The sequence below is a fragment of the Bradyrhizobium sp. ERR14 genome (assembly GCF_014198235.1).
Lineage (GTDB): Bacteria > Pseudomonadota > Alphaproteobacteria > Rhizobiales > Xanthobacteraceae > Bradyrhizobium.
The window spans coordinates 96,020-117,067 of the sequence record NZ_JACIHD010000021.1 but is presented as its reverse complement, the minus strand read 5'-3'; the positions used below and the strand labels follow the sequence as shown (position 1 = coordinate 117,067).

At 59.2% G+C, this 21,048-nt stretch carries 25 protein-coding genes and 1 pseudogene; 13 read left to right on the top strand and 13 right to left on the bottom strand.

The features are described 5' to 3' along the window. The first annotated feature begins 41 nt into the window (after nt 1-41). Together GGD62_RS34310 and GGD62_RS34305 are read left to right on the top strand one after the other, a co-directional pair. Entirely contained in the window at nt 42-254 is a 213-nt protein-coding gene (locus tag GGD62_RS34310) for a hypothetical protein (RefSeq protein ID WP_183712715.1), read from the top strand. A gap of 9 nt (nt 255-263) precedes the next feature. Next, entirely contained in the window at nt 264-512 is a 249-nt protein-coding gene (locus GGD62_RS34305) for a hypothetical protein (RefSeq protein WP_183712680.1), read from the top strand. Nucleotides 513-901: 389 nt separating this feature from the next. Here GGD62_RS34305 and GGD62_RS34300 read toward each other — a convergent pair whose 3' ends face one another. The 3 genes from GGD62_RS34300 to GGD62_RS34290 all read right to left on the bottom strand — a co-directional run bounded on the left by GGD62_RS34300 (nt 902) and on the right by GGD62_RS34290 (nt 3,138). Then, complete coding sequence (locus GGD62_RS34300; protein WP_183712677.1) at nt 902-1,600, bottom strand: hypothetical protein; 699 nt, start codon at nt 1,598-1,600, stop codon at nt 902-904. Beyond that, the gene (locus GGD62_RS34295) at nt 1,601-2,470 is read right to left on the bottom strand and encodes an SMODS domain-containing nucleotidyltransferase (RefSeq protein ID WP_183712675.1); all 870 of its coding nucleotides are present in this window, start codon (nt 2,468-2,470) and stop codon (nt 1,601-1,603) included. 467 nt (nt 2,471-2,937) lie between these two features. Beyond that, on the bottom strand, nt 2,938-3,138 hold the full coding sequence (locus tag GGD62_RS34290; RefSeq protein WP_183712672.1) for a hypothetical protein: 201 nt from the start codon (nt 3,136-3,138) through the stop codon (nt 2,938-2,940). An 858-nt stretch (nt 3,139-3,996) separates the two neighbouring features. Here GGD62_RS34290 and GGD62_RS34285 point away from each other — a divergent pair. The 5 genes from GGD62_RS34285 (at nt 3,997) to GGD62_RS34265 (ending at nt 7,428) form a co-directional block, all read left to right on the top strand. Next, nucleotides 3,997-4,887 carry a phage integrase N-terminal domain-containing protein gene (locus tag GGD62_RS34285; RefSeq protein WP_183712669.1) on the top strand — a complete coding sequence of 297 codons (891 nt, stop codon included), beginning with the start codon at nt 3,997-3,999 and terminating at the stop codon, nt 4,885-4,887. Beyond that, nucleotides 4,884-5,192 carry a hypothetical protein gene (locus GGD62_RS34280; protein WP_183712666.1) on the top strand — a complete coding sequence of 103 codons (309 nt, stop codon included), beginning with the start codon at nt 4,884-4,886 and terminating at the stop codon, nt 5,190-5,192. Before GGD62_RS34285 ends, GGD62_RS34280 begins: the two co-directional genes overlap by 4 nt. A 140-nt stretch (nt 5,193-5,332) precedes the next feature. Beyond that, nucleotides 5,333-5,977, top strand: a complete 645-nt coding sequence (gene parA / locus GGD62_RS34275) for a ParA family partition ATPase (protein WP_183712663.1) — start codon at nt 5,333-5,335, stop codon at nt 5,975-5,977. Nucleotides 5,978-5,980: 3 nt separating this feature from the next. Continuing rightward, entirely contained in the window at nt 5,981-6,208 is a 228-nt protein-coding gene (locus tag GGD62_RS41590; protein ID WP_312014319.1) for a plasmid partition protein ParG, read from the top strand. A gap of 20 nt (nt 6,209-6,228) precedes the next feature. Next, nucleotides 6,229-7,428 carry a replication initiator protein A gene (locus GGD62_RS34265; protein WP_183712657.1) on the top strand — a complete coding sequence of 400 codons (1,200 nt, stop codon included), beginning with the start codon at nt 6,229-6,231 and terminating at the stop codon, nt 7,426-7,428. Between the two features lie 542 nt (nt 7,429-7,970). On the opposite strand, the gene GGD62_RS34260 is transcribed toward GGD62_RS34265, so the two are convergent. The 3 genes from GGD62_RS34260 to GGD62_RS34250 all read right to left on the bottom strand — a co-directional run bounded on the left by GGD62_RS34260 (nt 7,971) and on the right by GGD62_RS34250 (nt 9,597). Continuing rightward, on the bottom strand, nt 7,971-8,201 hold the full coding sequence (locus GGD62_RS34260; protein WP_183712654.1) for a hypothetical protein: 231 nt from the start codon (nt 8,199-8,201) through the stop codon (nt 7,971-7,973). Nucleotides 8,202-8,305: 104 nt separating this feature from the next. Beyond that, on the bottom strand, nt 8,306-8,827 hold the full coding sequence (locus GGD62_RS34255) for a hypothetical protein (RefSeq protein WP_183712651.1): 522 nt from the start codon (nt 8,825-8,827) through the stop codon (nt 8,306-8,308). Continuing rightward, nucleotides 8,827-9,597: a hypothetical protein gene (locus GGD62_RS34250; protein ID WP_183712648.1), complete on the bottom strand. Its 771-nt coding sequence runs from the start codon at nt 9,595-9,597 to the stop codon at nt 8,827-8,829. The genes GGD62_RS34255 and GGD62_RS34250 overlap by 1 nt, the downstream gene beginning before the upstream one ends. A 226-nt stretch (nt 9,598-9,823) precedes the next feature. On the opposite strand from GGD62_RS34250, the gene GGD62_RS34245 reads away from it, so the two are divergent. The 3 genes from GGD62_RS34245 (at nt 9,824) to GGD62_RS34235 (ending at nt 12,367) form a co-directional block, all read left to right on the top strand. Next, the gene (locus GGD62_RS34245) at nt 9,824-10,432 is read left to right on the top strand and encodes a recombinase family protein (RefSeq protein WP_183712645.1); all 609 of its coding nucleotides are present in this window, start codon (nt 9,824-9,826) and stop codon (nt 10,430-10,432) included. Between the two features lie 337 nt (nt 10,433-10,769). After that, nucleotides 10,770-11,417 (top strand): hypothetical protein, encoded by a 648-nt coding sequence (locus GGD62_RS34240; RefSeq protein ID WP_183712642.1) that lies wholly within the window; start codon nt 10,770-10,772, stop codon nt 11,415-11,417. Between the two features lie 59 nt (nt 11,418-11,476). Beyond that, nucleotides 11,477-12,367 (top strand): trypsin-like peptidase domain-containing protein, encoded by an 891-nt coding sequence (locus tag GGD62_RS34235; RefSeq protein ID WP_183712639.1) that lies wholly within the window; start codon nt 11,477-11,479, stop codon nt 12,365-12,367. 236 nt (nt 12,368-12,603) lie between these two features. Here GGD62_RS34235 and GGD62_RS34230 read toward each other — a convergent pair whose 3' ends face one another. From GGD62_RS34230 to GGD62_RS34210, 4 genes and pseudogenes are all read right to left on the bottom strand, one after another. Beyond that, on the bottom strand, nt 12,604-13,074 hold the full coding sequence (locus GGD62_RS34230; RefSeq protein WP_183712636.1) for a hypothetical protein: 471 nt from the start codon (nt 13,072-13,074) through the stop codon (nt 12,604-12,606). Nucleotides 13,075-13,625: 551 nt separating this feature from the next. Further along, a pseudogene (locus tag GGD62_RS34225) lies at nt 13,626-14,935 on the bottom strand (relaxase/mobilization nuclease domain-containing protein). Then, complete coding sequence (locus tag GGD62_RS34215; RefSeq protein WP_183712627.1) at nt 14,932-15,279, bottom strand: plasmid mobilization protein; 348 nt, start codon at nt 15,277-15,279, stop codon at nt 14,932-14,934. Before GGD62_RS34215 ends, GGD62_RS34225 begins: the two are co-directional and overlap by 4 nt. 308 nt (nt 15,280-15,587) lie before the next feature. After that, the gene (locus tag GGD62_RS34210; RefSeq protein WP_210318017.1) at nt 15,588-15,800 is read right to left on the bottom strand and encodes a hypothetical protein; all 213 of its coding nucleotides are present in this window, start codon (nt 15,798-15,800) and stop codon (nt 15,588-15,590) included. 449 nt (nt 15,801-16,249) lie between these two features. Here GGD62_RS34210 and GGD62_RS34205 point away from each other — a divergent pair, with 449 nt between their 5' ends. Then, nucleotides 16,250-16,453, top strand: coding sequence for a hypothetical protein (locus GGD62_RS34205; RefSeq protein WP_183712624.1), 204 nt, complete (start codon nt 16,250-16,252; stop codon nt 16,451-16,453). Continuing rightward, nucleotides 16,443-17,264 (top strand): nucleotidyl transferase AbiEii/AbiGii toxin family protein, encoded by an 822-nt coding sequence (locus tag GGD62_RS34200; protein WP_183712622.1) that lies wholly within the window; start codon nt 16,443-16,445, stop codon nt 17,262-17,264. The genes GGD62_RS34205 and GGD62_RS34200 overlap by 11 nt, the downstream gene beginning before the upstream one ends. On the opposite strand, the gene GGD62_RS34195 is transcribed toward GGD62_RS34200, so the two are convergent. Further along, complete coding sequence (locus tag GGD62_RS34195) at nt 17,261-18,052, bottom strand: nucleoside triphosphate pyrophosphohydrolase family protein (protein ID WP_183712620.1); 792 nt, start codon at nt 18,050-18,052, stop codon at nt 17,261-17,263. The two genes, GGD62_RS34200 and GGD62_RS34195, sit on opposite strands and share 4 nt — an antisense overlap. 127 nt (nt 18,053-18,179) lie before the next feature. Here GGD62_RS34195 and GGD62_RS34190 point away from each other — a divergent pair, with 127 nt between their 5' ends. Then, entirely contained in the window at nt 18,180-19,088 is a 909-nt protein-coding gene (locus tag GGD62_RS34190) for a hypothetical protein (protein WP_183712617.1), read from the top strand. Nucleotides 19,089-19,448: 360 nt separating this feature from the next. Here the strand turns inward: GGD62_RS34190 and GGD62_RS34185 are convergent, their stop codons facing one another. Then, complete coding sequence (locus tag GGD62_RS34185) at nt 19,449-20,234, bottom strand: ABC transporter permease (protein WP_018317002.1); 786 nt, start codon at nt 20,232-20,234, stop codon at nt 19,449-19,451. Next, nucleotides 20,231-21,043 (bottom strand): ABC transporter permease, encoded by an 813-nt coding sequence (locus GGD62_RS34180; RefSeq protein WP_183712711.1) that lies wholly within the window; start codon nt 21,041-21,043, stop codon nt 20,231-20,233. The genes GGD62_RS34185 and GGD62_RS34180 overlap by 4 nt, the downstream gene beginning before the upstream one ends. Between the last annotated feature and the right edge of the window lie 5 nt (nt 21,044-21,048).

Genomic DNA, 21,048 nt, shown 5'->3' with positions numbered 1-21,048 from the left:
ATGAGAACAATTTGCCATTCTCACCGGACGCGGAATGGCCGATGTCTCGAAGTCCCACGCCCATTCCGCAAGGCGACGAGGACCCGCTTGAGGCGTCTGTCGATCAGGCGCTTGCCGCGTGCGGCGGTGACGTGCGCGCAACCATCAAGGCGTTGATCGTGGCAAACCAGTATCTGGAAACCGAGGTGGCCGAATTGATGAAATCGGTGTCTCACGCGTACGCGCGCGGTCGGTTTCATCCCTACAATGGCTAGGAGAAGGAGATGTCGGAAGTCACCTATTACGTCGCGTTGCCGTTTGTCGCCGCTGACGACGGCATGGCGGCTGGCGAGCCAACCGAGTGCTTCAATCCCAATGCGGCGGTCATGCGGGCCGAGGCGCTGTCGCGAAAGCCTGGGCATATCGGCGCTGTCGCGTTCTCGCGAACGGGTGATCCGGCCACCGGCGATTTCAGCGACGCCAAGCTGATCGGAAAATTCGGTGAGGTGCCAACCGACCTGAGTGCGCTTTAGCGCGATGGAAGGCCCTCCTCCGCCCTGGCATGAGCGGGTCAAGGCCGCGTAGCGCCTGACGGGCTTGGCCTTGACGCGGTCGGGACAGGGTGGCTGTGAGTTTCTGTACAGCGGAGCAAAGCGGAGCTAAGAGAAATGCACCCGGCGCGCGCATTAGTGATAGCGATGCCGTAGGCAAATGCGTGACCGAGTGCGGCGACGAGACCGGTTAAGAGCGGCACCCGGCGCACGCATCAGTGCTAGCGGTGCCGAAGGCAGATGCTTGACCGAGTGCCCCCGGCGAGGAGTTCAACAGCGCTTCAGCGTGAGGGATTGTGACCCGCATGGGCGGAGACGACACGGCTCCGGGCGCAGCCTAAAGCCCGGCCGACTTCGGCACGCTCAGGCTCCTATGTATCATCCTCTTGCTGACGCTGATCGAAGTCGTGAGCGTAATGCCCTGCTTGAATTTGTTTCTGCGCCAGTTTGAAGCACCACTGCGGTGGCGCGAGGCTGCGTGCCCGCGCCTTCTCAAGGCGGTTGATCAACTGATTGGCGAGAGCTTCGAATTCGGGGTATGGCTTCTGAGAATGCACAAGCGCCGCCTGACGGAAGCGATCCCTGATGTTCGTGAATTCGCCCGACATCGTCTCGTAGTCTTTGATGGCGTCGTCGAGACGGGAGCCCCGATAGGTCGGCGGTATTACAGTAGCCAACAGCGTAAAGACCGCGGCCCAGACCGACGATTGCTCAAGCACCTTCCAGGTCGCTAGTGCGCCGAAGACCACAGGTGCAGCAAGGCAGAACGTTCTCATCCACCGGAGCCAACGTAGCCATATGATGAAGCTGGTCGCTGTGTAAGAGCAGTTCTCCTCCTGGCGTCGACATTCATCAACCAGGGCCTGTGTAGCGTCGGTCATGGCACCAGCACTGGCGCTGCGGCGCCGAAAATCTTCTGCCTCGTTGTCCGAGGCGCTGACAGCGTTCTTGTAGGCGGTCTGCGCCCGGCTCAGCCACGCATCGCCTAGAGGCACCGCCTCGAAGGTACCGGGCATGAACAACGTAGTGTTGGCGCGGCCGACGATAAAACCGAGGAAGTCGCGCACCATCTAGTCATAGTAGAACAGCGAATGGTGGCGGTAATTCCAACCACGGAGAAATTCAACCGCTAGCCGCTCGATCTGGAATGATTTCAGCGGCACGTTGCACTCGCGCTGCCACTGCTTCATCAACCTGGCCAGCGGCAGGACATTAGCATTGCAGGTCAGATCAGCGGTACGCAGGTCAGTGACCTCGGCTTCGGCCGTCGAGGTCTTGTAGCTGCCGCCGTCATTAGTGTCGCAGTAGATGATGCTGCCATCGGTGCAACGGAACCCAATGGCGACCTCGACCGGCATCGTATTGAATGGCAAGAGGACAACCTGCCCGTCGGCGCGCAAGGTAGCAGTCTGAGTGTAGGTCGTGCGCAGGATTTCCTTTACATCCTGCAGCAAGGCGGACTGGCGATTACCGGTGCGCGCCTGATATTGATGGTAAACGCTGGGAGGCAGCAGAAAGAGAATATCAACGTCGCGCGAGGGTCGGACGCGGGTATCCTTGCCCCAAGAACCGATAAGCAAGCTGTTTGCGGTGTCCGAAGCAACATTCCAATAGTGGCGGTTCAGCGCAGACCGAACTCCGGCATGTTTCTTCTCACCATCCTCCCGCTGCGCATCAGTGATCGCGATGTTGTTCAAGATGGCCTGGAATCGGCGGATGACATAGAACCAGAGGTGCGGCGGAATGGCGGGCGGCGCGACCAATGACGATAACGCGTTGACGTTGCTGGTTGGCACCGGCAGGCCAAAGGGACCATTGAGCGCGGAGCCAAGCGGGCCATTGAGATCCGAGCCAAAGAGGCTCCCAAGCTTTGAATACGGAGACGGAGCCGCATTCGGGCTTAATAGGGCATTGAACGGGTTGTCGGTCGGCAATGGCATTGCAATCGCCCCACAAGAAATTCGGCAAGACATGGTGAGCGCCGGTGACAGCCGCAAGCACCTCAAGGCGTCGCACCGAAGAAACAAACGAGGCAAAACGCGCAGATTCCAATTGACTCGTCGGTATCCCAGTTTCGCGGCAAGCGAATCGGCGTAGGAATTATAGCGATGGCGGCGTCGACTTGCTGAAGCCGCAGCAATAAAGTCTTGGGACCGCTTGGAAGCAGTCTTCCCTTTAGGAAAGGCTCTCCCGTGGGAGAGCCTTAGCACTTCGCAAACAGGATGAAGGCCGCGGCAAAGCGCTCGCGGAACCTTGCATCGCCCGGCATCGGTGACAAGTTGGGCCTCGGCCAGTGCTTCAACGGCCCGCACGAATTCATCCTTACGCCAATGCGGCCAAGAAGTTCTGTCGATAAGGTCGCGAAACGCGTCCACGAGGCCAGCTGCTTCGGCTACAGAACGCGCATCTAGTCAGGCTCCTGATCGGCCTGGGGCTTCGGTTCGCGCAGCACGATCTTACCTGACACGGCTAGGCCCGGGGTGATCACGATGTTGAAGCCCTTGCCGTCTTCGTTCGGCCAAGCCGCGCCGATCCGCGTCCATGTAGAATTACGGCCGGCCCCAGCCACAGCGAAGGCGTCGTGCGTCGGCCTTTTACTCTCAGACATGAGATTACCTTTTCAAACGAGGGATGTTTCCAGCGGTTCGCTGTATGCCGATGCTGACGCAATGACGCAGGACGTAAAGCCATCAGGCGCTTTTGATGATGTGCGAACAGGCAAGCATCGGCAGTACGACAAATCGTATTCACGATTTCACGATTCTATGTCGCGTAGATCGCGGGGCGCCGGGGTGTCCTGGCCGCAGTGAGTTGTGGAGCGCGGCGCATGCGCTCCGCTGGCCGCTGGATGGCGCAGCCCTAAGCGGCCACGGGAAGGGTTCGGGGAGGCCCCTTCCCCGATGCCGGCGTGCCGGCACTCGCGCTGCAGCGCCCTCACTACAGTCACAGACCAGTAGTGAGGGCGCGCGCCACGCGTCATGCGCTAAGTTTGTCGGACGACTTCTCTCCGCAGTTGCACAATCATTCTGCACATCGTGCCGATTAGGCACGGGCTCTGCAAAAGCCGAGTGCCGACGAGTGCCAGAAGTTATTCGCCAGGCCGTACGACAATGAGAGCCATCCCCGGCCGCAAGGCCACGAGCGTTTCAATGGAGAAAAGATGATGTCAACAAGACGCAAACGAGCCGGACGATTCCCGGCAATCCCGCCGCCAGTGCAACCCTACGGGCAATGCCGGCCGCGCGCCGATACGAGGCAAGTAACGACAAGGACACGCAACAACTCGGCAATGCCGACGCATAGCATGGAAGGAGCTGGCCGCATTCCCGGTCGCGTACCGGTCACAGACCAAACGAGGCAATGCGGCGTCGCTCGCCGTATTGAACCGACCAATCCGCCAGCAAGGCGGGCCGCGACAAGCCATGGCTTTCGCGGCGGTCATCAACACTAACGAAGATAAACGACGATGGACGCGCTCGCCTATGATCTCAAGACCATCGCCCTGAGCGATGGCGCAGGGTCGTACGTGACGCGCAACCAGCGGCACCGGGGCCTGCAGCTCATGGCGCGCGAGTTACGCGGGCTTGGGTTCAAGCTCCCGGCCGCGTCGTCGTTGAAACCGCGCCATGTCGACGCGCTGGTTGGACATTGGCAGACATCGCGGCTCTCGGCTGGGACGATGAAAAACCGCATGGGCTGGCTGCGCTGGTGGGCCGGAAGGGTCCGCAAGCCTAACGTGGTGCCGCGCGATAACCAGAGCGTCGGCATCGAGAAACGCACCGCCTTCAACGGTAACCGGGCTCACGTCACACCGATTGAGAGGCTCGCCACCCTGCCCTACCGCATGCAGCTGGCATTGCGTTTGCAAATGGCTTTCGGCCTGCGGCTCGAAGAAAGCTTGAAATTCCGGGTGAGCCAGGCCGACAAAGGTGATCGGTTGGCGATGCAATCAAGCTGGTGCAAGGGCGGCCGCGCACGGGAGATCCCCGTGGTTCATCCACGCCAGCGCGCGTTGCTCGATGAGCTGCGCCAGGCTTGCGGTGATGGCTCCCTCATCCCGCAAGATCAGCGCTACATTGATTTCCGCAAGGAAGTTGAGCGTGTGACCTGGGGCGCCGGCATCCGCAATCTTCATGGTCACCGGCACTGGTACGCGCAATGGCGCTACCAGGCACTGACCGATCGCCCCTGCCCTGCAGCTGGCGGCGCCACGTACGAGCGCATGAGCCGCGCCGAGAAAACGGCGGACTTCCGCGCGCGGATGCAGATTTCAAACGAGCTTGGGCACGGGCGATTGGCCGTCACTGACACCTATCTTGGCAGCCGCTTTGCGAAGGCGCAGAATCGTGGACGATGAAGAGCCCTCTGTCGAAGCTCATCCCCGAGCTTGAAAAGTCCTACAAGACGGCGCTGGAGAACCTGGCGGCCGCGCATCTGCGCACCGACAAGATCAAGATGGTCCTCCACAATGAAGCGAAAAAGGGACACCGCGCCACACGCATCGCCCTCCCCGACGGAATTGACCTGAGAAAAACAGACGGCGCCGAGATGTTCAAAGAATGGATCAAGCAGAACGGGCTAGCTGCTGAATGGCAGAGCCGCGTTGCGACCACCGAGGACGGGCGGCAAGCTACCGGCTTTGACGTTGAGATTTCCTGGTAATCGCATCGTTGCAAAATCGCGGATGCGCATAATCGTATTTGCGATTTCTGCGAAGTGGATGCACATCCAATAGGCAGAGTCCGCTACAAGAACGTGAAAGCGTGCAATCGTAAATCTGTAAATAAGCGATTGCGACAGTCATGATCATTGGTGTGCTGAATCAAAAGGGCGGCGTGGGCAAGACCACGATCGCCATCAACCTTGCGGCGGCCTACGCCCGAAGTGGCCACCGCGTCCTGCTGGTTGATGCAGACCCTCAAGGGAGCTCGCTGGCTTGGTCATCCACCAGGGAAGGGGAGCCACTTTTTCCTGTGGTTGGCATGCCTAAGCCGACCTTGCATAAGGAACTGCCCAGTATCGCCAGCGATTACGACATGGTGATCATCGACGGCTCACCACGCGTCAGCGAGCTTGGTCGCGCAGCGATCATGGCCAGCGACCTGGTCGTCATTCCGGTACAGCCTTCGCCCTATGATGTCTGGGCATCAGCCGATACGGTTCAGCTGATCAAGGAAGCCCAGCAATTCAAGCAAAGTCTGGAAGCCGTTTTTGTGATTAATCGCAAAATCGCAAATACGGCGATTGGCCGTGACGTGGGGGGCGCACTCGCCAACTTTGACCTACCGATCTGCGAGCGCTCGCTCACCCAGCGTGTCATTTACGCCGAGAGCGCCGCACGTGGACTTTCCGTGCTTGAAGCCGATCCAGAGAGTGACGCGGCGAGGGAGATTTTACGTCTCGCGGCAAGCCTCTCCAAAACCAACCTGAAGAAAGCCGCCGCATGAGTAATAAAGCTGTCTCGTTCAAAATGCCCACGCCAAAGGGTCGAACAAGGTGTCGAACCGCACCTCAAAAGGGTCGAAGTCATCGAGCCGGCACCGGCCATGAAGCGATTTACCATCGACGTGCCCGTCGAGCTGCACGCCAGGATCAAGGTCGCATGCGCCCAGCGGGGCAAGGTGATGGCCGATGAGATCCGCCGCTTGCTGGAAATCGAATTCCCAGCTGGATCGTAAACTCGTAAATACGATTAGTCGTGGAATCGGCAAGCACGCCCGGCCAGTTAATCGCCCAACGCCTCCGGACGATGGTCGGGGCGGAGGCGTTTGCAAGCTGGTTCCTGGGCGCGCGCTTCGAGCTGGCTGATGACAAGGTGAAAGTCGTCGCGGGGACCACTTTCGCGGCCCGCGTCATTTCACAAAATTTTTCCAACGAGGTGAAGTCGGCAGCGACTGAGATCGCTGGCCGTCCCATCGTTTGCGCCACGGTAGTTGTCGACGGTGAGGAGCAGGCGACCGAGGTTGCCCCGATCGAGAAGATTCTCCGCGCTGTCGCTCCGGACGACGCCCAGCCCGACTTTTTCATTCCCGAGCTTTCCGAAGTGGCCTTGAAGGACGATGTGCATTTGATGGAGATGACACCCTTCACCCTGAACGGCCGCAACGAAACCCGGCGCGAGCTGGTCTACACATCGCCGCAAGGCCTTACGCTCCGGGTGAAGGCAGCGGAAGGCGAGAAACTACCAACGGTCGAAGACTATGACCTCGTTCTGATGATGCAGAGCTGGCTGGCCGACATGGCCAACCAGTACAAGGCCGCTGTCGAACGCTATGAGGCCGATCGAAAAGCGGGGCTTGAAGTCAAACCGCCCGCGATGCCGCTGCGCACCTTCGAAGTCAGCATCAGTGAGGTGGTCAAGTTCAAACGGGCAAAATGGGGCGGTCATGCCAGCGCGGACGTGGTCGATGGCCTCCGCTGCCTCGCCAGCACCACGGTCAGCATCGATTCGAAAAAGAAGTCAAAGTACCGCGGCGGCATCTTCCATTTGACTGGCCGCGTCGATGTGCTGGCCCAGACGATCGAAGGGAAGGCGGCCCGCGTCGCCATCGAAATTCCGGACTGGATCTATCAAGGGATTGTTGAACGGGCGGTGCCGATGCTCCGCACCTTCAGCCGCGATTACCTCATCCTGGCTCAGCCGATGCACCGAGCGCTCTACCGGCTGCTTTCCCTGAAGGTGCCAAAGGACGGCAAGCCCTTTACCCTGTCGCTCAGCGAGCTGGCACAACGCTTTCAAACGCGTGCCGAACAGAAGTACTTCAATCGCGATCTCAAGAAGGCGATCGATGCTTGCGGTGGTCAACTGCTGGAGTATCGCATTCAGTTGATCGGAAAAGGTGAAGACCGCTCGTTGCAGGCTTGGCGCCCAGTGCTGGTCACCGACGCGACGCACTGACGCATACACCACCTTGCTGATGCGGTAGCTGCTGACGCATACGCCACCCGGACTGACTTATACACCACCTCCCGCTGACACATACACCACCGGTCGCTGACCTATACACCACCCGCCGCTGACACATACACCACCGGTCGCTGACCTATACACCACCCGCCGCTGACATATACACCACCTTTCGCTGACGCATACACCACCCGCTTCAGGATTATGTACTCGGACCAAAAGAGATTTTTGACGCTATCCTTTATCCTTATAAATCCTTTCTTCCGCGCACAGCGCTGCGCGGTGCGCCGCCCGGCCCAGAGAAGGGGCCGGTGTCGCCCGCGCCAAGAACCAGCCGACGGCTGCGAGTCGACACCGGACGCTTTGTAGCCCAGAAGGACAGAGATAGATTTGGCCGCAAAGACGTCTAGGCACCAATTAAAACGTTCTTTCCCTGAGAGGTAAGGCCAGGTTTGTCGCCGCTGAAGAAACGCTTTAAACAGTCGAGTAGGAGGCGAGCGGCGTTAGCACGCCGCTCGACCCGTAACTATTCATCAGTCCTTCGAATAGGTCGGCACCGAATTGCCGCACACCCGCTCGCCAAAACTCGCGGCATGCGTCGCTGTCGATGCGCCGGAAACCTTCTGGCCGAACGTAGAGCCAGAGACCTGCACGGCACCGCCGGTGGCGATTTCGCCGAAGGAAGCGGAGTGGGTAGGAGTCGAGCCGCCGGTCGCAACCTCTCCGAAGGATGCACCGTGGGTGGGCGTACCGAAGATGGACATTCCATTACTCCTGTTCATCAGCGTCGGCGACATGCCGGGCTGATCTCGTGTCCGTCCGATCCAGACGGAAATTCATGTCCCTGTAGCAAACCAATCCCGCGCACCTAGCCGGGCAACTGAACCTTCACGCCGCAGAACTTGTCTTGAAACTCCGCGACCTTCGACAGGAACGCGTCGATCTGCGCAGGCTGCAGGTTGTTGAGGCGGACCTTGTTGCTCTTGTTATTGCCGTAGCGCGATCGAACCTCGACGGTGTTCGCTTCACTGCCGGCCAGGTAGACGATGCCGGAGTTGCCCGACATGGTCGGCGGCACCTCAAGCCGGTTGAGTTTGCCGAGGTCGGCGGTGGTGGTCTGGGCATTGCGTGTACCGGCGTCCACCGTGAACCTGAACTGACAATGCTCCGGCTCCTGAAGTTCGTACCGCTTCGCAGGGCCGCGGGTGCTGGCCACAACAAGGGTGTTGACGTCGTGCTTCTCGAACGTGGCTTGCATGATCTCCGACGACAGCCGGTACTCCGCTCCAACCACATCGGCGGCCGCCTGCAACCGCTCATTCGTACCGGTCTCCTGACAAGCGGCCAGCAGCAACGTCGGCAGCATCAGTGCCAATTTTTTCGCGCGCATCACTTGTTACCCAGGCATGAGTTGGCGATTTCGGCGATGTCCGATCGATAGCCGCTCCGTTCGGCAGCGAGCTTGTCAGGTGCGACGAGCTGCGGGCACCACTCGTAGGCCGAGAGCCTGCGCGCCTCTTGTTGGGCGGACAGCAGGTAGTACTCACACAGGTTTAGGCTCCGCGCCTTGTGGCTGTCCGGCCCACCGTTGACCATGCCCAGCATGCCAGTCACCATGCCCTGGGCCATCTCGCTGGCGGCGTTGCCGTCGCCAGATGGCCGGTTGCCCTTGAAGCGCGCGTAGATGGCCTTGTCGGTGTCGCGGGACTTCTTCACCACCTGGTCCCACACCGTGCACGGGATACCCTTGTTGGTCTCCTCAAGCCGTCGGCCGGGAAAATAGGTCGGCACCTCGCCGATCGCCGTACGCTTCATCCAGAGACAATCCGAGCCCGGACGCTGGCGCAGGCACACGAAGGCGCCTTTGCTAGTGGCGTCATAGCCCTCGTAGAACATGTACTGGCCGGGACGCGGAAAGGCGCAGCCTTCCGCAAACCGATAGACCATGTGCAGCTTGTCGAGCTGTTCGGTCTGACCGTTCTGGACCAACTGCGCGTGATGCTTCACCACGCTGATGTCCACGCAGGCGAAAGCTTCCTGCTCGATGCGCACCGGGGGGAGGATCTGTTCAGCCTGAACTGGACTGGCCGGGATCATGACGAAGGCACCGAGCAGCAGTATCAGCAGCCTCAACGGTGCCGCATCACGCAAAGAAATCATCGGAAAACCTCACAAAAAAGGTTTCCGTTTCTATGCAAAAATCCTGATTTACGAATGTAGGGGATCGAAGGCAGAATAGGCCTTGGATGAAATCGCGAAGCGCTCTTGGACCAACTGCACAAGCCGTTGTGCGGACTCAAGAAAACCGCGACGCCCTCCCCGCCTCCGATTCGCACGTGTACGGACTTGCAAAATTTAGGAGTCTTGCAAGAGGTGGGCGGCGGAAATGACCATCTTCGGTTATGCCCGCGTGAGCACGTCAGGCCAGGAGCTGGACATCCAGATCGCACAGCTTGAGGCCGCAGGCTGCGAGCGCGTCCTCTGCGAAAAAGAAAGCGGCATGAACGATCATCGCCGCGAACTGGCGGGAATGCTCCGTCGCCTTCGCAGGGGCGACACGGTCATCGTTCCGGCGCTCGACCGGCTGACCCGTGGGGGGCCATTCCGGATGTTGAGCGTGCTTGCTGACATCACCTCGCGGGGCGCGACTTACAAATCTTTGGCCGAGCCCTGGGCCGATACCACCCATGAACTCGGCGAGGTGCTGGCAGCCCTCGTCGGCTACATCGCCCGCAAGACACGTGACGACATCATCCGCCGCCCGCGAGAGGGCCGCGAGCGCGCGCGCCGCAATGGCGTCAGGTTTGGCCGCAAGCCAAAACTCACTGCGATTGAGTGCAAGGCAGCACGAGAGCAATGCCTGGCCGGAAAGTCTCAGGGGGCGGTCGCAGCCGCTTTCCACGTAAGCCCTTCAACCATTTCGAGGATATGTTCCTCCGATGAGGCCGACGGCGCCACAAGTCCCACACAGGAAACGTCGCCTTCGGCCGGCTGATGCGCCTCTACGTGCTAGTCCCGGTTAAGCCTGATCTCGCCTCATAAGCTCGTATGGCAACAATCTGCTCTTCGACCAGCATTTGGAATGCATCGAAGGCAAGGTAACATTGATCGCGTTCCTTCTCGAGCAAATCAGCGATCTCAACCAGATCAAGCGGACTATTGCCTCCGAACCGGTACGTGATCTTGCCGTCCCCTTCGATCCTACTGACCGTTCGCGTCATTCCGAGCAAGAACCGCGATGAAAATCCGTGATTGTAGACATTCCGAAAATCATCTGACTTTTCTTTAAAAGAGCTGCCAGCAATCGGTTCGATCCGGAGCTTAAAGCGACGATGTTTCTTCCAGTCTTTGCAGAACGGTTCGATATCGTTGAGGTAGAGGTTCTTTTCCTCCGGGAATTCGTCTCTCCAGGTCTCTGGGATCTTAGCTCGATTGGCTTGGTGACTCAGACGCCCTGCTGCGTAAGCATAGCGCGACTTGATTGCATAGGGCTGGCCGATGAACGCGTGTTCGAACTAGCCGGACGGCACTTTCAGGCGTTCTTCTATTTCATCACCTACAACCACGCTCAGAACCGCGGTTGGTGGTGGAAAGGCATGTTCGCGCAGATTCTCGCGGTCTCGAAACCCGACTGGGGCAACCATCTGGCGATGGCATTCATGCGGGAAACGCGACACTGGGATCACCGGGTGTTGGCGATCACGGCGGAGGAGCATTTCAAGCTCGTGATCCGCAAACACCTGACCCAGGATGTCTGGTCGCTGGCCGTGGAGTGGAATGAGAGCTTTCGGGTCTTTGCTGCCTGCGGCGAAGAGGCGCCGCTACGTGCCTTCGTCGATGCTCTTCCGAGCCTTCAGCTTCAGACTATATCCCAAAACAGTAATTCTGGCTTGGCAGCCAGAACCGAAAAGAAGCTAAACGATGAGGATGACGTTCTTTTCGCTCAGGCACCGTCCGATGCCGTAACAGCGGCACGCTGAAAAACTATCGAACAGTCTCTCGGATGTGTCGTTAGCGGGTCACTGAAGGGCAGCTTGAAATGAGCGTGAACGAAAATTCGATGCGCGTGACTCGAATTGAGCCGTTTTGGCATGATGTTCCCTTGCCCAAAGCGACGGGATTTTTCTACCAATTTGGGCAGACGCATGGGCTCGTAACCAATTGGCACGTCCTGTCCGGCAGGCATGCCGTCACCGAGAAACCGTTAGATGAACACGGTCGCTTTCCTACCCGATTGAAATGCCATTGGACTGAGCAAGACCGTACGCAGGGACGAGGAAGATTTCGAGAACTCGAACTTCCGGTGATCAAAGACGGATGTCCCACATGGTGGCAACATAACGGGTTCCGAAACCAGGAAGGCAAGACTCAACAGGTCGATATTGGGGTGATCTTTCTCAATGATTGGATGCCGAGCTACGAGGAAGAAAAAGATCGCATCGCTGCCTTTAGTGCTTCTGTCCTGGTCAACGTTGACCGAGAGGGAAAGGCCGAGACTTACGAATACGGATACGCGAAAGTCGGTGCTGACGTTTTCATCCTTGGGTTTCCACTAGGCTTGGCCCTGCAAGGCACACTTCCAATCTGGAAGCGTGGTTCGATTGCATCAGAGCCGCTCGTCGTAATCGACAACAATCTACCAATTTTCTTTGTCGACGCGGCTACGCGCCACGGAATGTCCGGCTCACCTGTCATTTATTTTGGACAGGAACTGACTACTACCAAGGGGCTGCCGGCCCAGACACCGCCAACATTTTCTGAGCCTTGGCTGCTCGGCGTTTATGCTGGGCGGCGCGGCTCGTCTCCCGAGGAAACAGAAATGTCTTTCGGACGAGTATGGCACCGCCGGCTGTTAGATGAAATCTTCTTCAAGCGCATCCCCGGTGGCACACCGGCGCTGGCCGGGGATGCAAATGGCGGACCTAATTGACGCTCGTGTGCATCACGTCCTGACGCTTTCTCGGCTGACCGGCTATTTCCACCAAGCTACCGGATGCATATCGAGCGGGGTCGCACTGCATTTCGGGCAGTGCCACATATTGGCAGCCGTCTCCGCCCCCCGGTTGAACTGGCGTCACAGTGATGGCAGTACCATTCACCTGAAACGCCACCAAACAGTGGATGCACAACTGTACCATCTTGAGCCGGATGTGTTGATCTAAACGGTCAATCCTTCACGATTGCTTCGCGCACTCCATCGGCAGCCTTGTTCGCAATCCTCATCACTTCTGATAAGAAGGCGTTGTCGTCGAGAGGGTTGGGCTTGGAGTACGTCTCAACTTTTGGCTCCTCGGACGGCGCGTGGCCGAGATGGATAGGCCAGCCGTTTTCGCCGATAAGAACGTCATCGAAGCCAATCTGCAGAGTGTACGGCACACCCGCGCTTGCGCCGTCGGTTGTCCTGACGAAGCCCATGCCCCTTTCCATGGATTCCGTAGCCTCGGCTTCATTGATGTCGATGAGCTCATGAGGCGCGGGACACCATCCCTTACTCCATGCCTTCATGAGGGCGGTCCAGTGCGGATGCCCATATTGCATGGCTATGATGTCCAACGCATTGTGATGAGGAATTCGATGCTTACGCGCGAGGCGCTTTGCGAAACTGCGTAGCGTGTCGAGTTCATTGCGGATAGTCATGATCCATTCCTATGGTACACGGATCTGACTAGGTGCCCACTGCCAATCAGCCCGCCCATTCGGGAACGGCCATGACGAAGATTCGAAAGCACTGCGAAGCTTCGCGAGCGGTGGGCACACTGGCCTGTGCTTGAGGCCTGCGAGATCTTACCGCAATCGCGATTCCCGTCAACATGAGCTGGACGCAAACAGCCGTATCAGAGCTGAGGCCGGTATCGCCCTGTCTTTCCGCCACGGCGAAAGGGCGGACGACCTGCCGGACCCTTCTTGCGGCCGGCTTGAACGACTTCACTCTTCGCGCGGCCAAACGCTTCCTTCCGACGAGCCATCCATTCACTCGACAACGTTCTCAAAGCGGCATGCTGCTCCAGTTCGAGCGCTGCGATCTGCGCCGCCTGGTCCTCCGGTCGTGAGCAAGTCCAGGCGCTTGCAATCCGTGCGGCGTACCAGTTCAAGAGGCTGGCGCGCGCGGGCATGACCGCCGGCAATTCCCGTAGCGAACTTCTGTCTCTTTCGGGACACCGGCGGAATTCGCTGCTGCCGCTGCCCCTTCATAATTCCGGTCCGCCGCCCGTCGGCTCGACTCCTCTTTCAGACCGCTTGCCTCTGTCTGCCCTCTGGGTTCGCAGACGCTCGCGCTCCCGTTCGAGGATATTGGTCGGCTGGTCTTTCTTGCGCGTGCGTGCGACCCGGTCCCGCGCAAAGTCGAGCCATCGACGTGCCGACTGTTGCTGAGGCGCGAGGCCAGCACGTTGCGTCCAGCGCGGTCCGGAAGCAACCTCTCGGGTCCGAGGCGTAGGTGCAATGGAAGGCGGAGAGCGGTGCTTCTGGTCCAAAAGCAGCTCTGGAGAGGTCAGCCCCGCTGATTGCCGTTCCGCCAATTCGGCTCGGAGAGACTTTTGACGGGTCAGCACGTCCTTATAATAGGTGTCACGATCGGCGCGGAGTCCCAACGCAGCCGCACGGCATTTCTCCTGCAAAGTTGCCGACTGCCGCGCAAGAAGCCCAGTGCGCATCGCTTTGAGATGCTCCTTCGAAGCGCCATGCTTCATGTTGCGGTAATAGGTGGCCCATTCCTTCCGGTAAGTGGCCCGAACTTCCCGGTACACCTCCTGCCGAAGCATCCGATAGGCCATGCAGCCATGCTCGAAGAAGGCCATGCGCTCGGCCTTCTGCCGCTCCTTCAACACGCGCCATTCTTCACGCTGCCGATCTTTTCTCGGCTGGTTGTAATCGATGGGACGCGGGCCTTCCGCCGCGGGCTCAGGGTACGCAGAGATATCCTGCAAGGCGCGGAGCTGTTCCCACACATTCCGCGGCGGCGACGGTTCACGCTCTTTAATGGGCTTCTCGCGTTCCGCGCAAAATATCCGCCCCCGCGACTTCTCGTAGTCGTGGGCCCAAGCCTGGGCTTTTCGGAACTCGCGGTGATCCTTGAGCCGTGTGCCACGCTCCGGGTCCACCATGTTGATCATGAGATGAACATGCCGATGCCGCTTGTCTGAATGCGCGAAAGCGCGCACTGATGGTTTCCCCAACCCTCCGCCTGTAGAAAGGATTGCGCAGCCGCGATCATTTCGTCCTGGCTGGGCCTTTCGGACGGGTCCCATGACAGGCTGATATGCTTGACCGGCCTGTCGATCGTGGCGCCGCCTGGCCGGACGCCCGCTTCCTTCCGCAAGAGATCACGGTCGCGATAGGTATGCAGCATTTCATCGATGGCGCTGGCGATGTCATCGTGGGCGCAGTTGAGGGTATGAGTCCACGAGTCGCGTTCGCTCGTCTGCGCCTTCACATCATGCTGAAGATACGTGGCGAGCCATTTGAAACTGCGTCCGCTCGGATGTGCCCGCACGATCATGGCACACCTCGGCCGGTAATAATCGTCCGCAGCTCCTTCAACAGGGAAACGGCATCCGGAAGGATCTCGCCGGTTTGGTGCATGTGGCGAACCAATTGATTGAGGAGGTTCCCGAGACGCCGAAGCTGGATTTCAATCAGGCGATCTTGGTGCATCGCCTCGGCTGCCGCGATCGTCGGAACGGTGGCGGTCCGGCTGGCCAGCATGCGCGCGCGGCCAAATTCCGTCGGCGTCGTGCCGGCGGCGGCTGCGGCTGCGCGTGTTGTGATCTCGTCAAGCTCATGATCGGTGAGCCGGATGCTGATCTGTCGATCACGTTTGTTTTCTTTTGGCGGTCGCCCCATTGCTTTCTCGCTGAGCGCATGCGTCCCTTAGCGGAATTCCGATTCCGCACGAGACGTTATCGCCATGCGATAACCCATCTCGCTACGCTCTTCCGTTTTATCATTTTCGTCTACCGCGTTGAATCGAATTGACCCGCAACTGGGCTTGCTTCCGGGACATTCCGACGCGTTCCGCCTCGCATCTCTCATTGCATCTACGAAGTGCGCACTCCGCCGTGTTGCTGCATGCTCCGAATCCTCACGAGCACAAAAAAAGCCGCGCCGACTTTCATCGGCGCGGCTTGATTGGATCGTTGTTCGACTTTGCGTTAGGTCTCGTTGCTTCCTTTGCCGGAAGAGTCGTCGTCTGCGTTCGGTTCGATCAGGATGATCCGGCCATCGACCGGCATAGCGTCGAGTTCGATTGAGAAGCCGGGTTTCTCCTTGAGGGGCCAGGCCGCTCCGACCCGTACCCAGAACGGCTTCTTGTCGTTTCCGCGATCCTTGACGGTGTAGGCAATCATTGTGGGTTTCTTGCTCAAGGTATTCTCCTTTCAGGTTGTGAGGCCGCACATGACGTGCGGCTTCGTGGGGTCACCTGACCGGAGCGATAGAGCGGGACTTCAAAGGCTGCGCTTTGGCGCACCGCCGCAGCGGCGCGGAGCTGCACAAGCCGGGGCTTTAGCCTCGGCGCGGAAGCGAGCGGGCTTGAAGAGCCGCGCGCGCCGGCACGATCCCCACGTTCAGAAGCCGCCTTGTGTGGCCGCGCCTATAAGAGAATGCAGAGATAGAAGGCCGAATGATCGCTCGGTCGTTTCGTGGCAAACATAGGAAGTGTTGCGTACGCGGCGAGCGTGGCCATCGGCGAACACCAGACATTCCCACGTTTTCCGTCATGCAATGTCATAGAATTTGTCCGAGCGCAGGGACGAAGCTGAGCGGAGCCAATGCGTATGGTCGCGCACGCCAGTCGAGCTTGAGTGGCCAGCCCGTGCTCAGCAGCCCGGAAGGGTTTTTGGGCGTAGCCCGTCAGGCGCTCGACAAGCTCGGCGTCGAATGGGAGCCGACCGACGCACAACGCGCCTATAACGAAGGCCGCTCCACGCAGGTACCGGTCAATCCCGTCGTCCGCGTCAAAGGCCGCTTCTCGCGCCATCTTCGTTATCGCAACGCGGAGCTCGTCCTTGAACGGTAAGCCCACCATCGAGGAACTGCTCGAAGTTCAATACTTCAAGCTGCCCGGCCCCGCGCTCTTCGAAAAAGACTGGTACGTGGTTCGGGCGCTGGCGGCCATCGCCGCCGTCGATCCCGGCGACTTTCGCCTTGTCTTCGGCGGCGGCACCGCGTTGAGCCGTGCCTACAAGCTCACCAAGCGGATGTCGGAAGACGTTGATCTCAAGATTGTCTGCAAGACTAATCCGTCGCGTGGCGCACTGCGCAAATTCAGGACGGACATCACCGATGCGCTACTTGCGGCGGGGTTCGAGTTCGATCCCGAGAACGAGAAGCACCGGGTCTCGATGTGCAAGGGGCACTACACCAAATACCAACTGCCCTATAAGGCCCTCGCCCAAGGAAACGGTTTGCGACCCGACGTGCAAATCGAAACGTCGGTCTGGCCGTTGCGGCGCGATGCGGTCGAGAAGCCCGTGATCTCGTTCGTCGCGGAAGCTTATGGCCGCGCGGCGGAGTTGCCAAAAATCGCCTGCTCCTCCGTCCTTGAGACCGCCGCCGAAAAACTGGTCGCCTTGACGTGGCGGGCGGGCTCCGAGCTTGCAGGCTTGCGGGAAGAGCGTGATCCGACCTTGGTGCGTCACATTTACGATCTGCACATGACGCGCGACGCCTACGATATCGGGCAGACCGCCGCCCTGGCGCTTGAGGCGATGAAGGCCGATGCCGAAACGCGGGGGGACCGTTTTCCCGCGTGGAAGAAAGACCCGCTCGGCGAGACGCTCCGCGCCATCAAGGGAATCCCGAACGATCCTGTCTTCGTCGAGGGCTAATGAAACACATCATGGAAACGGTAGTCGTCCTCCTCGGCAGCGTTGTCGGTTAGACGATCTCCGATCAGCACCTGGTTGCATCTCTGGATTACATACCGGCGCTCTTTAGCCTCCCCCTTATTAAGAACTCTCTCGAAGATTTCGACCGTCAGATTTCGCGGCAATTGTTCTTCTGGAGGAAAGTCCTCATCGAACAGCGCGGAATACTTCCTGTCGATCGGCCACCTATCGAAAGTTTTCTCGAGATTGTTGCTGGCGGCATGATCGAGCGTCACCCCCGCTTCGTTCGCCGCCTCTAACAGTTCTGAGAAAAGTGAGGCCAAATCTCGTTTCAGATCGTCCGGTCTCGCGTCAGGAAGAACGTTTCCGTAGGTTCCAACGATCGCCCCTGCCCTTCCCGCCAAACGCATAAGAGTTCTCTCGAACGCAGTGGTCGGGGCCAATAGAGGTAGGGCCCGCTGCGGCTGCAAGCTAGCAAACGAGACATCATCGAAGAGGGCGCCACCTCCCGTTCGATCGCCGCCAACAATCTCCGTGAGAGATAATCCAGCCCGGTCCGCAATTACGGCCAGGTACCAAAGCACGTCACCCATTTCCTCCAACACGCTGGCCTCATAGCCAAGATAGGAACGCGTGTCGCGCTGCTTCTTTTTGACTTCACTTAAGAGGCTCCCCACTTCGCCAAAAAGGCCAAGAAGGGGTAGCTCCAAACTCGATCCCTGTACTCTGGTGCGATCAGTTTTGGCAGCCAACGCTTGGTAAAGTCCTAAAGTAAGGGGCTTGCTCATGAAGGCCTCGACAAATGCTTACGTCAGTGAACAATGGAGCGCGAATCGCGTCACCGTTACACCTTGCAGTATATTGCTCAATCCGCGCGAGACCGGAAGCCATTCATTGGTTTGATAAGGAAGAAGCATGCCCACCGTTTGCGGTTCGCGTCCGCAGCAAAGCCCCGGCGCTATCGTCGATGTCGCGACTTGGCGAAAAGACGAGGAAAATCCGATCTTTCCGGTTGACTCAAAGCCGAAGCGATTGCTGAGCAGCCCCTCCGAGGTCGCTCATCCCTTTCTCATTGCGGGCCATCGTTACCTGTACAAAATCGCGCAGGGTTGGCGTGAACAACAAACATGGTCAGAGGTGATCGCGTACGAGATTGCTAAATCGCTGTCGTTGCAGGTCCCGGGCGCATTCGCCGCAATAGATTCATCCGACGGAACGATGGGAGTTCTAGTTGAGTTCTTTTACGGATATCCTCAGCGTATCAGACGAGGCCAGTCATTCGACCCGGGCACCGACCGCCCGCACTCCGTGCAAATGAATGTGCGCGTGTGCTCGACCGTCGGAGCGAAAGAACCCCTCCAATGGTGGGCCAAAACATTGACCTTCGACGCCTTGATCGGCAACACTGATAGGCACTCTCAGAACTGGGGCTTTTTGGTAAGCCGCATCCGGCCTGAGCAGGTCGACCTAGATTTGGCCCCGATCTTCGACAATGGCACAAGTCTGGGCTACGAATTTGGGGAAGCGCGGCTTCAAAAGAAATGGACCGCTGACCAAATAGCCGGATACATTGGCAAAGGCCGCCACCACTTGAGTTGGGCACCTGAAGCAACAAGCGGCAGTCAGCACATCGATTTGTGCGTGGACTTGGCGAAGTCGAGCGCCGAGGCTAGCGCGGCAGCCAAAGATGTGATTCGCTTAAGCAGGCGTCACCGCACCAGTTTCGCACCAGAAACGACCCAGCCGAAGCACAACGAGCGCGATCAGATTCAAACAAAAGGTCAGCAAAATCAACGAAGCCAATCGCTATCCCGCCGCTCATAACGGTCTGGTTGCAGGTTCGAGTCCTGCCGGGCCCACCAGCGGGATCAATGGTTTCCTCGCGATCGTAGATTCGGCGGAATTTTCGCAAGAGGAGCTCTGGCGGCAGGTTGCACTTTTGTGGGCGGAACGGTCACTCGATGGTTGCGAACCTGCAAGCGGAACGTGCAGATTGGCGATGTCCGATCCTTTTGGACTCGGCAAGCCGGCCAGGACGTACGGCACCTGGACGTCCCTCGATAGCGATGCCCCGCAGCCGCAAATTTGCGGATGGTGTAATTCCTACTCCAGCAACAGGCTGCTGAAGTCGTTGGCCTCGGGCATTTCGCCATGCGTTAGCTCTGATGCCATATTCGCGATACGTCAGGCATTCCTACGGCGTCGCCCAGTTGCGAGCAGCACCAGCACGAAGGAAGCCGCCGTCATCAGTGTCGAGATCGCGGCAATGGTCGGATCGATCTCGTCGCGGAGCGCGGTGAACATGCGCTTGGTCAGGGGCTGATATTGCCCGCCGGAGATGAACAGCGCGACGATGGTCTCGTCCATCGCCGAGATGAAGGCGAAGATGCCGCCGGCGACCACGCTGGACTTGATCTGCGGCAGCGTCACCGCAAAGAAGCTGCGCAGGCGGTTCATGCCGAGGCTCCGCGCCACCATCTCCTGCGCAGGATCGAAGCTCTGCAGGCCCGCCAGCACCGAGATGACGACATAGGGCAACCCCAGCATCACATTCGCCAGCACGAGGCCGGGCATGGTCGCGACCAGGCCGACCTTGGCGTAGAAAAAGAAGATGCCGACCGCGGTGATGATGATCGGCACAACCAGCGGCAGCAGCAGCGCAATGTGGATCACGCGCATGATCCGCAGTTTTGAATGGCTGATGGCATAGGCGGCGGCTACCCCCAATGGGGTTGCGATCACCACGGTCAGCAACCCGACCGTCAGCGTTACCCGCGTCGCCTGCATCCAGGCCGGATTCGAAAAATACTGCTGGTACCAGCGCGTAGAGAACGACGGCGGCGGGAAAGTCAGGAAGCGTGCGCTGGAAAACGAGATCGGCGCGATGATCAGCACGGGCAGGATCAGATAGACCAGCACCAGCGCGCTGATCACGTAGAGGGCAATACGTGCGGGCGAGATGCGCGTCATTTCTGCCCCAGCACACGATCGAGCGAGATGAAGCGGCTGACGACAAAGAAGATTGCGAGCACGCTGAGAAGCAGCACCACCGCGACGGCGCTCGCCGCGCCGAACTGGTTGTAGAGCTCGACATTGCGGCTCACCAGCATCGACACCATCACGGTGCGGCCGCCGCCGAGCAGCTCCGGCGTGATGTAGAAGCCGAGGCAGAGCACGAACACCATGGTGCAGCCGGCGAGCACGCCCGGAAACGACAGCGGCAGGAAGACCCTGAAGAAGGTCAGGGACGGGCTCGCGCCCAAACTGGCGCCGGCCTGCATCAGGTCGTTCGGAATCTTCTGCATGGCGGCATAGAGCGGCAGCACCATGAAGGGCAGCAGGATATGCACGGTCGCGACCACCGTGCCGAAGGTGTTGTGGACCAGCGCGAGCGGCTCGGAGATGGCGTCGAGATAGCGCAGGAACTGGTTGATCACGCCGGTGCGCTGCAGCAGCGCCAGCCAGGCATAGGCGCGCACCAGCACGCTGGTCCAGAACGGCAGCACCACCAGCGACAGGATGAGGATACTCCAGCCTTTCGGCAACGCGTTGGCAAGATAAGCCACGGGATAGCTGAGCAGCAGCGCGATCAATGTGACCGCGAGGCTGATCTCGAAGGTCAGTGCGAAGCTGCGCCAGTAGATGTCCTCGGTAAAGACGCGGCGATAATTCTCCAGTGTGAAGCCGTCATGATAGATCGACTGCCAGGCGAGCCAGCCGACCGGCAGCACGATCAGCGCCAGAATAACCAGCAGTGCCGGCGACACCAGCGCCAGCATCAGGC

Coding starts and splice junctions, on each gene's coding strand:
- GGD62_RS34310 (WP_183712715.1), top strand. CDS start 42: ATGTCTCGAAGTCCCACGCCCATTCCGCAAGGCGACGAGGACCCGCTT.
- GGD62_RS34295 (WP_183712675.1), bottom strand. CDS start 2,470: ATGCCATTGCCGACCGACAACCCGTTCAATGCCCTATTAAGCCCGAAT.
- GGD62_RS34255 (WP_183712651.1), bottom strand. CDS start 8,827: ATGCGCGCGAAAAAATTGGCACTGATGCTGCCGACGTTGCTGCTGGCC.
- GGD62_RS34185 (WP_018317002.1), bottom strand. CDS start 20,234: ATGACGCGCATCTCGCCCGCACGTATTGCCCTCTACGTGATCAGCGCG.
- GGD62_RS34245 (WP_183712645.1), top strand. CDS start 9,824: ATGACCATCTTCGGTTATGCCCGCGTGAGCACGTCAGGCCAGGAGCTG.
- GGD62_RS34285 (WP_183712669.1), top strand. CDS start 3,997: ATGGACGCGCTCGCCTATGATCTCAAGACCATCGCCCTGAGCGATGGC.
- GGD62_RS34240 (WP_183712642.1), top strand. CDS start 10,770: ATGTTTCTTCCAGTCTTTGCAGAACGGTTCGATATCGTTGAGGTAGAG.
- GGD62_RS34280 (WP_183712666.1), top strand. CDS start 4,884: ATGAAGAGCCCTCTGTCGAAGCTCATCCCCGAGCTTGAAAAGTCCTAC.
- GGD62_RS34300 (WP_183712677.1), bottom strand. CDS start 1,600: ATGGTGCGCGACTTCCTCGGTTTTATCGTCGGCCGCGCCAACACTACG.
- GGD62_RS34190 (WP_183712617.1), top strand. CDS start 18,180: ATGCCCACCGTTTGCGGTTCGCGTCCGCAGCAAAGCCCCGGCGCTATC.
- GGD62_RS34180 (WP_183712711.1), bottom strand. CDS start 21,043: ATGCTGGCGCTGGTGTCGCCGGCACTGCTGGTTATTCTGGCGCTGATC.
- GGD62_RS34230 (WP_183712636.1), bottom strand. CDS start 13,074: ATGACTATCCGCAATGAACTCGACACGCTACGCAGTTTCGCAAAGCGC.
- GGD62_RS34250 (WP_183712648.1), bottom strand. CDS start 9,597: ATGATTTCTTTGCGTGATGCGGCACCGTTGAGGCTGCTGATACTGCTG.
- GGD62_RS34290 (WP_183712672.1), bottom strand. CDS start 3,138: ATGTCTGAGAGTAAAAGGCCGACGCACGACGCCTTCGCTGTGGCTGGG.
- GGD62_RS34305 (WP_183712680.1), top strand. CDS start 264: ATGTCGGAAGTCACCTATTACGTCGCGTTGCCGTTTGTCGCCGCTGAC.
- GGD62_RS34195 (WP_183712620.1), bottom strand. CDS start 18,052: ATGAGCAAGCCCCTTACTTTAGGACTTTACCAAGCGTTGGCTGCCAAA.
- GGD62_RS34260 (WP_183712654.1), bottom strand. CDS start 8,201: ATGTCCATCTTCGGTACGCCCACCCACGGTGCATCCTTCGGAGAGGTT.
- GGD62_RS34235 (WP_183712639.1), top strand. CDS start 11,477: ATGAGCGTGAACGAAAATTCGATGCGCGTGACTCGAATTGAGCCGTTT.
- GGD62_RS34215 (WP_183712627.1), bottom strand. CDS start 15,279: ATGGGGCGACCGCCAAAAGAAAACAAACGTGATCGACAGATCAGCATC.
- parA (WP_183712663.1), top strand. CDS start 5,333: ATGATCATTGGTGTGCTGAATCAAAAGGGCGGCGTGGGCAAGACCACG.